The organism is Bacillus sp. RC252 (genome assembly GCF_044909215.1).
Classification (GTDB): Bacteria; Bacillota; Bacilli; order Bacillales; family Bacillaceae_G; genus Bacillus_A; species Bacillus_A mycoides.
In genome coordinates, this window is record NZ_JBIYDV010000006.1 from 263006 (window position 1) to 275077 (window position 12072).

At 37.5% G+C, this 12072-nt stretch carries 11 protein-coding genes; all 11 read left to right on the forward strand.

Annotation, left to right across the window (positions count from 1 at the left end):
• Nucleotides 1-16: 16 nt before the first annotated feature.
• The gene (locus tag ABH960_RS11225; RefSeq protein ID WP_404445102.1) at nucleotides 17-4318 is read left to right on the forward strand and encodes a PolC-type DNA polymerase III; all 4302 of its coding nucleotides are present in this window, start codon (nucleotides 17-19) and stop codon (nucleotides 4316-4318) included.
• A gap of 333 nt (nucleotides 4319-4651) precedes the next feature.
• Nucleotides 4652-5122, forward strand: a complete 471-nt coding sequence (gene rimP, locus ABH960_RS11230) for a ribosome maturation factor RimP (RefSeq protein WP_002146103.1) — start codon at nucleotides 4652-4654, stop codon at nucleotides 5120-5122.
• 17 nt (nucleotides 5123-5139) lie between these two features.
• A complete protein-coding gene (gene nusA / locus ABH960_RS11235) occupies nucleotides 5140-6246 on the forward strand; it encodes a transcription termination factor NusA (protein ID WP_002014554.1) in 1107 nt (368 codons plus the stop codon).
• Nucleotides 6247-6257: 11 nt separating this feature from the next.
• Nucleotides 6258-6530 carry an RNase P modulator RnpM gene (rnpM, locus tag ABH960_RS11240; RefSeq protein ID WP_002088161.1) on the forward strand — a complete coding sequence of 91 codons (273 nt, stop codon included), beginning with the start codon at nucleotides 6258-6260 and terminating at the stop codon, nucleotides 6528-6530.
• Nucleotides 6531-6842, forward strand: a complete 312-nt coding sequence (locus tag ABH960_RS11245) for a YlxQ family RNA-binding protein (RefSeq protein ID WP_001286519.1) — start codon at nucleotides 6531-6533, stop codon at nucleotides 6840-6842.
• Between the two features lie 4 nt (nucleotides 6843-6846).
• Nucleotides 6847-8913 (forward strand): translation initiation factor IF-2, encoded by a 2067-nt coding sequence (gene infB / locus ABH960_RS11250; protein ID WP_002014558.1) that lies wholly within the window; start codon nucleotides 6847-6849, stop codon nucleotides 8911-8913.
• On the forward strand, nucleotides 8910-9191 hold the full coding sequence (locus ABH960_RS11255) for a DUF503 domain-containing protein (RefSeq protein ID WP_002088157.1): 282 nt from the start codon (nucleotides 8910-8912) through the stop codon (nucleotides 9189-9191). Before infB ends, ABH960_RS11255 begins: the two co-directional genes overlap by 4 nt.
• A 15-nt stretch (nucleotides 9192-9206) precedes the next feature.
• On the forward strand, nucleotides 9207-9563 hold the full coding sequence (gene rbfA / locus ABH960_RS11260) for a 30S ribosome-binding factor RbfA (protein WP_002146104.1): 357 nt from the start codon (nucleotides 9207-9209) through the stop codon (nucleotides 9561-9563).
• Between the two features lie 90 nt (nucleotides 9564-9653).
• Nucleotides 9654-10577 (forward strand): tRNA pseudouridine(55) synthase TruB, encoded by a 924-nt coding sequence (truB, locus tag ABH960_RS11265; protein WP_002033681.1) that lies wholly within the window; start codon nucleotides 9654-9656, stop codon nucleotides 10575-10577.
• 43 nt (nucleotides 10578-10620) lie between these two features.
• The gene (ribF, locus tag ABH960_RS11270) at nucleotides 10621-11592 is read left to right on the forward strand and encodes a bifunctional riboflavin kinase/FAD synthetase (RefSeq protein ID WP_404445110.1); all 972 of its coding nucleotides are present in this window, start codon (nucleotides 10621-10623) and stop codon (nucleotides 11590-11592) included.
• Between the two features lie 100 nt (nucleotides 11593-11692).
• Nucleotides 11693-11962, forward strand: coding sequence for a 30S ribosomal protein S15 (gene rpsO, locus ABH960_RS11275; protein WP_001229392.1), 270 nt, complete (start codon nucleotides 11693-11695; stop codon nucleotides 11960-11962).
• Nucleotides 11963-12072 lie beyond the last annotated feature (110 nt).

Genomic DNA, 12072 nt, shown 5'->3' on the forward strand with positions numbered 1-12072 from the left:
TGGAAGGAGAGTGCTTATGTCATTAACAAATGAACACCAAGAGCGATTTCAAATTTTGCTCCAACAGTTGCAAATACCAGAAGACCTTATAAATCAATATTTACATGGCGGTGGTATTGAAAAGCTAGTTATTGATAAAGCGAATAAAAGTTGGCATTTTGACTTACAAGTGCCACGTATTTTGCCGACAGAATTATATGAGTTGCTAGAAACAAAGCTTAAGCAATCATTTTCTCATATTGCAAGAACAACATTTGCATTAGAAGCAGAGAATAAACAATTTACAGAAGAAGAAGTGAAGGCATATTGGCCGCTTTGTACAGAACGAATTACATTTTCACCTATGTTCGCGTACTTAAAGAAGCAACTTCCGCAGGTCAATGGCGTGAAGTTGCTATTAAATGTGAATAATGAGCTGGAATCTACTACTTTAAAGAAAAACGTTGCGAAACCAGTAGGTGATCAATACGAAGCTTTTGGATTCCCGCGTTTTCAGTTAGACACACATATAAAGCAAAATGCAGAAGAAATGCAAAAGTTTCGTGAGCAAACACAGGAAGAAGATCGTCAACGAGTTATACAGGCTATGGAAGAGATGGCTAAAAGGCAAGCTGAAGAAAGTGATGTTGTTCATGAAGGACCAGTTGTGCTTGGTTATCTTATTAAGCCAGATGAAGAGATTACGCCGCTGCGTGAAATTCAAGATGAAGAAAGAAGAAAAACCGTTCAAGGGTATGTTTTCCATGTAGAGACGAAAGAACTTCGTAGTGGACGTACATTATTAACTTTAAAGATAACTGACTATACGGACTCTATTATGATTAAGATGTTCTCACGTGATAAAGAAGATATCCCGATGTTACAATCCTTGAAAAAAGGAACTTGGGTAAAAGCGCGTGGTTCAGTTCAAAATGATACATTCGTGCGCGATTTAGTTATGATCGCAAATGATATAAATGAAATAACGGGACCTTCTCGTAAAGATAAAGCAAAAGAAGGGGAAAAAAGAGTAGAACTTCATCTTCATACTCCAATGAGTCAAATGGATGCTGTTACTTCTGTTTCTAAGCTCGTTGCCCAAGCCGGAAAATGGGGGCATGAGGCTATTGCAGTTACAGACCATGCTGTTGCACAGTCGTTCCCAGAAGCATATTCTGCTGGTAAAAAGGCTGGAGTTAAAGTTCTATATGGTGTAGAAGCAAATTTAGTTAATGATGGTGTGCCGATAGCATATAACGAAGCGCATCGTCTACTTGCAGAAGAAACATATGTTGTCTTTGACGTTGAGACAACAGGGTTATCTGCTGTATATGATACAGTCATTGAGTTAGCTGCTGTAAAGATAAAAGGTGGAGAAATTATTGATCGCTTTGAATCTTTCGCAAACCCTCATCAACCATTATCGGCGACGATTATTGAATTAACAGGCATTACAGATGATATGTTAACTGATGCACCAGAAGTGGACGAAGTGTTTAAAAAGTTTGAGGAATGGATGGGTGACCATACACTTGTTGCTCATAACGCAAGCTTCGATATGGGCTTTATTAACGTAGGTTTTAAAAAGGCTGGGATAGAAAAAACGAAAAATCCAGTTATTGATACGTTAGAACTTGCACGGTTCTTATTCCCAGAAATGAAAAATCATCGATTAAATACGATGTGTAAAAAGCTTGATATTGAATTAACGCAACATCACCGTGCGATTTATGATACAGAAGCAACGGGATATTTACTTGTGAAGATGTTAAAAGATGTGATTGAAAAGGGATTTGAATATCACGATCAACTAAACGATAGTATGGGACAAGGGGATGCGTATAAACGTGGGCGTCCAAGTCATATGACGTTACTTGCCACATCAGATGTTGGGTTGAAAAACTTATATAAACTTGTTTCATATTCTCACCTGAATTACTTTTATCGTGTACCACGTGTACCACGATCACTATTAAAAAAATATCGCGAAGGCATTTTAGTAGGAACAGCTTGTGACAAAGGTGAAGTATTTGAAGCTATGATGCAAAAAGCGCCTGAAGAAGTAGAAGAAATTGCACAGTTTTATGATTACATTGAGGTTATGCCTCCAGAAGTGTTACGTCATTTAGTGGAACGTGAACTCGTTCGAGATGAAGGACAGTTAAAAACAATAATTTCTAACTTAGTAAAACTAGGTGAGAAGTTAGATAAGCCAGTTGTTGCTACTGGGAATGTGCATTATTTAGATCCAGAGGACGCGATATATCGGAAAATTTTAGTCAGTTCGCAGGGAGGAGCTAATCCGTTAAATCGCCATTCATTACCGCCTGTACATTTCCGTACAACAAATGAAATGCTAGATTGTTTTTCATTCTTAGGTGAAGACAAAGCAAAAGAAATTGTTGTGACAAATACAAACAAGATCGCATCATTAATTGGTGATGTTCGTCCAGTAAAAGATGATTTATACACACCGAAAATTGAAGGTGCTGATGATGAAACACGTGATATGAGCTATGTAATGGCACGAAGTATCTATGGAGATGAACTACCGGAAATTGTAGAAGCTCGTTTGGAAAAAGAATTGAAAAGTATTATTGGACATGGATTCGCTGTTATTTATTTAATTTCACATAAGCTTGTGAAAAAATCGTTAGTGGACGGTTATCTAGTAGGTTCGCGTGGATCGGTAGGTTCATCATTTGTTGCAACGATGATGGAAATTACAGAAGTAAACCCATTACCACCGCACTATGTATGTCCAAAGTGTAAACAATCAGAGTTCTTTAATGACGGTTCTGTAGGTTCTGGTTTTGATTTACCAGATAAAGAATGCCCAACATGTAATGTTCCATATGTGAAAGATGGGCATGACATTCCTTTCGAAACGTTCCTTGGATTTAAAGGGGATAAGGTACCGGATATCGATTTGAATTTCTCCGGAGAATACCAACCACGCGCCCATAACTATACGAAATTACTGTTCGGTGAAGATTATGTATACCGCGCAGGAACAATTGGTACGGTTGCGGAAAAAACCGCTTATGGGTATGTGAAAGGTTATGCTAATGATCATAACTTAACAATTCGAAATGCAGAGATTGATCGCTTAGTTGCGGGATGTACAGGTGTAAAGCGTACGACCGGACAGCATCCAGGTGGTATTATCGTTGTACCAGATTACATGGATATTTTTGACTTTTCACCAATTCAGTTTCCGGCTGATTCAATAGGTGCTGAGTGGAGAACAACGCACTTTGACTTCCACTCAATTCATGATAATTTATTGAAACTTGATATATTAGGACACGATGATCCGACTGTTATTCGTATGCTTCAAGATTTAAGTGGTATTGACCCGAAAACAATCCCAACGGATGATCCAGAAGTAATGAAAATTTTCTCTGGTCCAGAATCTTTAGGGGTAACGGAAGAACAAATTAACTGTAAAACAGGTACACTTGGTATACCAGAGTTTGGTACGAAATTCGTAAGACAAATGTTAGAAGAAACGAAACCAACAACGTTTTCAGAGCTTGTCCAAATTTCTGGACTGTCCCATGGTACAGATGTATGGTTAGGTAATGCGAATGAATTAATTTATAATGGTACGTGTACACTGAGTGAAGTTATCGGTTGTCGTGATGACATCATGGTATATTTAATTTATCAAGGCTTGGATCCATCATTAGCCTTCAAAATCATGGAGTCGGTGCGTAAAGGTAAAGGTGTACCAGAAGAATGGGAAGAGGAAATGAGAAATAACAATGTACCAGGTTGGTATATTGATTCATGTAAGAAGATTAAGTACATGTTCCCTAAAGCCCATGCGGCTGCTTACGTACTTATGGCTGTGCGTATTGCATACTTTAAAGTACATTTCGCACTTTTATTCTATGCGGCATATTTTACAGTTCGTGCAGATGACTTTGATGTAGAGGCGATGGCGAAAGGTTCAGCATCCATACGTGTAAAAATTGATGAAATTGCACAAAAAGGATTGGATGCAGCACCGAAAGAGAAGAGTTTATTAACGGTACTAGAAATGACACTTGAAATGTGTGAGCGTGGTTATTCATTCCAAAAGGTTGATTTATACCGCTCGCATGCAACCGAATTTATAATTGATGGGGATACTTTAATTCCTCCATTTAATGCAGTTCCTGGTCTTGGTACAAACGCAGCTTTCAGTATTGTTGAAGCTCGTAAAAATGGTGATTTCTTATCAAAAGAAGACTTACAGCAGCGCAGTAAGGTTTCTAAAACGATTATTGAGTATTTAGATGGTCAAGGTTGTCTAGGAGATTTACCGGATCAAAACCAATTGTCACTGTTCTAATAGGTAGGAAAAATCTTTGCAAATCAACATTTGCTATGGTATACTATAAACCGAGATAACCATGTCATGTATATTTTGTGAAAAAGAGAGTGGGGAAACCCACTCTTTCGTGTTACTATCTACATTTTGCTTATGTAGATAGTAATGATATTTCTGTCGTATATACATATTTTGTTACAAGTTTTACTTCTTAAATTTGGTAATACTAAGACAGATATTCCCTGCTTAACGGCAGGGGCTTTTGTTAGCTAACGAGAAAGAATAAGATAGACCGTCTTTATGAACGGGATCTTTTCTTGTAAATGGTACATGGCGGCAGGAAGGAGGCTGTTTATGGATAAGAAAGTCACAGAAATTGTAGAAGCATTTGCGCAGCCAATCGTTGAAGAGTTAAATCTTGAACTTGTAGATGTAGAGTATGTGCAAGAAGGACAAGACTGGTTCTTACGCGTATTCATTGATTCTGAAAAGGGAGTCGAAATTGAAGAATGCGGTGCGGTAAGTGAACGTTTAAGCGAAGCTTTAGATAAAGAGGATCCAATTCCTCATCTTTACTTTTTGGATGTATCATCTCCTGGAGCGGAACGCCCATTAAAGAAAGAGAAAGACTTCCAGCAAGCGGTAGGAAAACAAGTGGCAATTAAAACATATAAGCCGATTGATGGTGAGAAGATGTTTGAAGGAAAGCTACTTTCCTACGACGGTACTACAATTACACTACTATTAACAATTAAAACACGTAAAAAAGAAATCCAAATTCCAATGGATAAAGTTGCAAATGCGCGACTTGCTGTTACGTTTTAGTAAGAAGGGGGATCTTCATGAGCACTGAGTTGTTAGATGCTTTGCTCGTATTAGAGTCAGAAAAAGGTATTAGCAAAGATATTATTATTGATGCGATTGAAGCAGCATTAATCTCTGCTTATAAACGCAATTTTAACCAAGCACAAAACGTTCGTGTGAGCTTTAACCCAGAAGTGGGAACAATTCAAGTTTTAGCACGTAAGGACGTTGTAGATAATGTGTTTGATCCACGTCTTGAAATCTCTGTAGAAGAGGCAAGACAAATTAATCCAAACTACCAAGATGGTGACGTACTAGAAATTGAAGTAACGCCAAAAGATTTTGGTCGTATTGCAGCACAAACTGCAAAACAAGTTGTAACACAACGAGTTCGTGAGGCGGAACGTGGTGTAATTTATTCAGAATTTAGTGATCGTGAAGAAGACATTATGGTTGGTATTGTACAGCGCCAAGATGCTCGTTTCATCTATGTAAGCTTAGGTAAAGTAGAAGCTTTATTACCTGTAAGTGAGCAAATGCCAAATGAGCAATATAAACCACATGATCGTATTCGCGTATTTATTACAAAAGTAGAAAAGACAACAAAAGGACCACAAATTTACGTATCACGTACACATCCTGGTCTTTTAAAACGTTTATTCGAAATGGAAGTTCCAGAAATTTATGATGGAACTGTAGAAATTCGCTCTGTAGCACGTGAAGCAGGCGACCGTTCTAAAATTTCTGTATATGCAGAGAATATCGATGTTGATCCAGTAGGTTCTTGTGTAGGACCGAAAGGACAACGTGTACAACGCGTTGTAGATGAACTAAAAGGTGAAAAGATTGACATCGTTCGCTGGTCGAATGACCCAGTTGAATATGTTGCAAATGCTTTAAGTCCATCACAGGTTGTTAAAGTACTTGTAGATGAAGCAGAGAAAGCAACAACTGTTGTTGTTCCAGACCACCAGCTTTCATTAGCGATTGGTAAGCGTGGACAAAATGCGCGCCTTGCAGCTAAATTAACAGGCTGGAAAATTGATATTAAAAGTGAGTCTGATGCGAAACAACTTGGTATTGTGACAGAAGAAGATAGCGTAATCGCATTCGGATTCGATTCAGCTGAAGACGAAATCGAATAGAGGTGATGAGTATGAGCAATCGAAAAGTTCCGTTACGAAAATGTATTGCGACGCAAGAGATGAAATCAAAACGAGAGCTAGTTCGCATTGTTCGTTCCAAAGAGGGCGAAGTGTCTATTGATTTATCAGGAAAAAAATCAGGACGAGGTGCATATTTATCAAAAGATAAAGAAAGCATTATTCAAGCCCAAAAGAAAAACATTTTGGAACATCATCTAAAAGCGAAAATCGACAGTTCTCTGTACGAAGAGCTTCTTGAGCTTGTTGAGAAGGAGTCGAAATAAGTGTCTGATTGGAAATCATTTTTAGGACTAGCAAACCGCGCTCGAAAAATTATTTCGGGTGAAGAACTCGTTTTAAAAGAAGTACGAAGTGGCAAAGCAAAGCTAGTATTGCTTTCTGAAGATGCGTCAGCGAACACTACAAAACGTATCATTGATAAAACCACGTACTACAACATACCAATGAGAAAAGTCGAAAATCGACAACAATTAGGGCATGCGATTGGGAGAGACGAGCGAGTCGTTGTAGCTGTTTTAGATGAAGGCTTTGCGAAAAAGCTACGTAGCATGCTCGATACAAATTACCGGGGGTGAAGGTATGAGTAAAATTCGAGTACATGAATATGCAAAAAAAAATAATATCTCAAGTAAAGATCTTATGACAAAACTAAAAGAGATGAATATCGAGGTTTCGAATCATATGACAATGTTAGAAGATGAAGTAGTAAACAAATTAGATAATCAATATAGCGCTGGAGCGGAAAAACCTTCTGTTGCAGATGAGTTTGAAGTAGAAGAGAAAGTTGTTCGCAGTAAAAAGAACAGCAATAAGAATAAGAAAAAAGGCAAAGCAAATGAAGATAAACGTCAAGATAACTTTGCTGGAAGACAACAAACACCAATAGTAGAAACACCAGATAAAATCACTTTCTCTGGAAGCCTTACAGTAGGTGACCTTGCTAAAAAGTTAAGCAAAGAGCCATCTGAAATTATTAAAAAGCTCTTCATGCTAGGAATTATGGCGACAATTAACCAAGACTTAGATAAAGATACAATTGAGTTAATTGCTACTGATTACGGTATTGAAGTAGAAGAAGAAGTAGTTGTAAGTGAAACTGAATTTGAAACATTCATCGATGAGCAAGATGATGAAGAAAACTTAAAAGAACGTCCAGCTGTTGTTACAATTATGGGACACGTTGACCATGGTAAAACAACATTGCTTGACTCTATCCGTAATTCAAAAGTAACTGCTGGCGAAGCTGGTGGAATTACTCAGCATATCGGTGCATACCAAGTTGATGTAAATGATAAGAAAATTACGTTCTTAGATACACCAGGTCACGCGGCATTTACAACAATGCGTGCTCGTGGTGCACAAGTAACAGATATTACAATTCTTGTTGTTGCAGCTGATGACGGTGTTATGCCACAAACAGTTGAAGCGATTAGCCATGCGAAAGCAGCTGGAGTACCAATTATTGTTGCTGTGAATAAAATGGATAAACCAGCGGCAAATCCTGATCGTGTAATGCAAGAATTAACAGAATATGAATTAGTTCCAGAAGCTTGGGGCGGAGACACGATTTTCGTACCAATTTCTGCGATTCAAGGCGAGGGAATTGACAACTTACTAGAAATGATCCTTCTTGTGAGTGAAGTAGAAGAATATAAAGCAAATCCAAATCGCTATGCAGCTGGTACTGTAATTGAAGCACAGCTTGATAAAGGTAAAGGAACTATCGCGACATTACTTGTTCAAAACGGTACACTTCGAGTTGGAGATCCAATTGTTGTTGGAACATCATTCGGTCGTGTTCGTGCAATGGTAAGTGATATTGGTCGTCGTGTAAAAGTTGCTGGTCCGTCAACTCCTGTTGAAATTACAGGTTTAAATGAAGTGCCACAAGCGGGAGATCGTTTCATGGCATTCGCTGATGAGAAGAAGGCTCGTCAAATCGGTGAATCACGTGCACAAGAAGCGTTAGTTGCACAACGTGGTGAGAAATCTAAATTCAGCCTGGAAGATTTATTCCAACAAATCCAAGAGGGCGATGTAAAAGAAATTAACTTAATTGTGAAAGCAGACGTACAAGGTTCTGTAGAAGCAATGGCAGCATCACTTCGTAAAATTGATGTTGAAGGCGTAAAAGTGAAAATTATCCATACAGGCGTAGGTGCGATTACAGAATCTGATATTATTTTAGCTTCTGCATCTAATGCAATTGTAATTGGATTTAACGTACGCCCAGATGTGAATGCGAAGCGTACAGCTGAATTAGAGAAAGTTGATGTTCGTTTACACCGTATTATCTATAAAGTAATCGAAGAAATTGAATCAGCAATGCAAGGTATGCTGGATCCAGAATTCGAAGAAAAAGTAATCGGTCAAGCGGAAGTTCGTCAAACATTCAAAGTAACAAAAGTTGGAACAATCGCAGGTTGTTACGTAATAGACGGTAAAATTACACGTGATAGTGGCGTTCGTATTATCCGTGATGGCGTAGTAGTCTTCGAAGGAAAACTTGATACGTTAAAACGTTTCAAAGACGACGTAAAAGAAGTTGCACAAAACTATGAGTGTGGTATTACAATTGAGAGATATAATGATCTTAAAGAAGGGGACATCATTGAAGCATACGTTATGGAAGAAGTGAAGCGATGATTATCGCTTCACTCTCATTCGAGTGTATGATTTACGATGTGCATTCTTTAAAAGAGAAACGAGCAATTTTGCAACGTGTGTTAACTCGTGTGAAACAGCGCTATAATGTAGCTGTTTCTGAAGTTGGGCATCAAGATGTATGGCAACGTACAGAAATTGCAATTGTTTCCGTATCCTCAAATCGTGTTGTCTGTGAAAAAGAAATGAATCGTGTACTTGAGTATATCGATTCATTTCCTGAAATTGAACGTACGATAACACATTTGGAATGGTATTGAATGAGGTGAAGAGTTATGAAATTACGTGCGAACCGTGTGGGCGAGCAAATGAAAAAAGAATTAGGCGACATTATCAGTCGTAAAATTAAAGACCCACGTATTGGATTTGTTACAGTAACAGATGTACAGGTAAGTGGAGATTTACAAATTGCTAAAGTATATATTTCTGTTTTAGGTGACGAAGAACAGAAAGAAAATACATTAAAAGGTTTAGCGAAGGCAAAAGGCTTTATTCGTTCAGAAATTGGCCAACGTATTCGTCTTCGTAAAACACCGGAAATTTCCTTCGAGTTTGATGAGTCTATTGGATATGGTCATCGAATTGATACACTTTTACATCAAATTAATAAAGACGGTAAACGTGAAGAATAATGGATAGACATTTGTCTATCCATTTTTTCAATGTAAAATAAGTTTTGCATAATTGCAATTACTATAAAAGAATAACGATGAGGTGAGTATATGGAAGGTGTAGTATTATTACATAAGCCAAAGGGAATGACATCACATGATTGTGTGTTCAAATTAAGAAAGATATTGCGTGAGAAACGAATTGGTCATACAGGGACACTGGATCCAGATGTAACAGGAGTATTACCTATTTGCGTTGGGCGTGCAACAAAAATTGCGCAATTTTTAACAAGTGAAACAAAAACATACGAAGGTGAAGTGACATTAGGATTTTCAACAACAACAGAAGATGCTTCTGGTGAAGTTGTGGAGAAACAAGATGTAAATCGTGTCATTACACGTAAAGAAGTAGAAGAGGTACTAGCGGAATTAACAGGGACAATTGAACAAATGCCGCCGATGTTCTCAGCTGTAAAAGTTAACGGGAAAAAACTATACGAATATGCAAGAGCAGGACAAGAAGTTGAACGTCCAGTTCGTACAATTACAATTCATGAATTTGTATTACTTGATGAACGTGAAGTTTTTGAAGGGGAAAATATTTCATTTCGTTTCCGTGTAACGTGTAGTAAAGGAACATATGTAAGAACACTAGCAGTAATGATAGGTGAAAAACTTGGATTTCCATCACATATGTCTCACCTTGTAAGAACAGCATCTGGTGAATTTTTACTAGAAGATTGCATATCATTTGAAGAAATTGAAGAAAACGTGCAAAATGGAACAGTAGAGTCTATTTTCATCTCAATTGATGAGGCGCTAAGTAAGTTTCCAAAAATGGTTGTAGATGAAAAGCAAGCTGAAAAAATAAAGAACGGTATGTTCTTAAAGAATGAATTAGAAACAACAGCACCATTTATTACAGTATTTGATAAAAATGATCGTTGCTTAGCAATTTATGAGCATCACCCAAAACACCCTGGAATGCTAAAGCCAATGAAAGTACTTGTGAATAATCAAGAACTAAAGCTATAATGAATTATTGGAAGGATTATTACAGAAAAAGGTGAATTCAAGCGTGAAACTTATTCATTTAACTCATCCACATGAACAAAATAAAATAGAATTACCACCTACTGTAATGGCATTAGGATATTTTGATGGCATTCATTTAGGACATCAACGTGTGATTCGAACAGCGAAAAAAATAGCGGATGAAAGAGGATGTAAAAGTGCTGTCATGACGTTCCATCCACACCCATCTGTTGTATTAGGAAAAAAAGAAGCGCATGTGGAGTATATTACACCGATGCGCCTTAAAGAAGAAATCATCGCAAGTTTAGGAATTGATATCTTATATGTGGTGAAATTCGATGAGCCATTTGCTGGATTATTACCACAGCAGTTTGTCGATGAGTATATTATTGGTTTAAATGTAAAGCATGTAGTAGCAGGCTTTGATTATTCATATGGACGTTTAGGAAAAGGGAAGATGGAGACTTTACCATTTCATGCAAGAGGGGAGTTTACACAGACCGTGATCGAAAAAGTTGAATATCAAGAAGAAAAAGTAAGTTCTACTTCATTACGAAAGTTAATTCGAAACGGTGAAATGGAACAAATTCCATCTATTTTAGGGAGAGCTTACACGGTAGAAGGAACAGTTGTACACGGTGATAAGCGTGGACGTCAAATTGGTTTTCCAACTGCAAATGTAGGTTTAAATGATGAATATTTGTTGCCACCTGTAGGTGTATATGCGGTAAGGTTGAAGGTTCATGATGAATGGTATGATGGTGTGTGTAATATCGGATATAAACCAACTTTCAAAGAGAATGAGCGTCAATTATCTATTGAAGTGCATCTATTTGAATTTAATAAAGACATATACGATCAAAGTGTTACAGTGGAATGGCACATGCGTATAAGAGAAGAAAAAAAGTTTAATGGAATTGATGAGTTAGTTGCGCAAATCGCTCAAGATAAAAAGGTTGCCGAAGAATATTTTGCGAGCGTAAAGAATATACTTGCTTTTTCAAATGAAAAGTAGTATTCTATGTTATGTACTTTATGACAACCATTACTTGGCATTGCGACTCACCGATGTTTGCTAGGTAACTGGGGGTTTAATTATTAGGAGGTGAAATAGGATGGCTTTAACACAAGAGCGTAAAAACGAAATCATTGCACAATTTAGAACTCATGAGACTGATACTGGTTCTCCAGAGGTTCAAATTGCTGTCCTAACGGAGCAAATTAACACTCTAAACGAGCACTTACGTACTCACAAGAAGGATCATCATTCACGTCGTGGTCTATTAAAGATGGTTGGTAAACGTCGTAACTTACTTACTTACCTTCGTAATAGCGATATCACACGTTACCGTGAATTAATCACAAAGCTTGGCTTACGTCGATAGTCAAAGAAGCGGGAATATTCCCGCTTTTTTGTTAGGTAAAAATATATCTTCTACTCTTTATAGCTTACTTAATTTTCGGCAATACTAGAGGAAAGAATATTGTGATATAC

Bases quoted from the DNA above. Each gene is read 5' to 3' on its own strand.
- ABH960_RS11225 (WP_404445102.1), top strand. From the start codon at position 17: ATGTCATTAACAAATGAACACCAAGAGCGATTTCAAATTTTGCTCCAA.
- rimP (WP_002146103.1), top strand. From the start codon at position 4,652: ATGGATAAGAAAGTCACAGAAATTGTAGAAGCATTTGCGCAGCCAATC.
- nusA (WP_002014554.1), top strand. From the start codon at position 5,140: ATGAGCACTGAGTTGTTAGATGCTTTGCTCGTATTAGAGTCAGAAAAA.
- rnpM (WP_002088161.1), top strand. From the start codon at position 6,258: ATGAGCAATCGAAAAGTTCCGTTACGAAAATGTATTGCGACGCAAGAG.
- infB (WP_002014558.1), top strand. From the start codon at position 6,847: ATGAGTAAAATTCGAGTACATGAATATGCAAAAAAAAATAATATCTCA.
- ABH960_RS11255 (WP_002088157.1), top strand. From the start codon at position 8,910: ATGATTATCGCTTCACTCTCATTCGAGTGTATGATTTACGATGTGCAT.
- rbfA (WP_002146104.1), top strand. From the start codon at position 9,207: ATGAAATTACGTGCGAACCGTGTGGGCGAGCAAATGAAAAAAGAATTA.
- truB (WP_002033681.1), top strand. From the start codon at position 9,654: ATGGAAGGTGTAGTATTATTACATAAGCCAAAGGGAATGACATCACAT.
- rpsO (WP_001229392.1), top strand. From the start codon at position 11,693: ATGGCTTTAACACAAGAGCGTAAAAACGAAATCATTGCACAATTTAGA.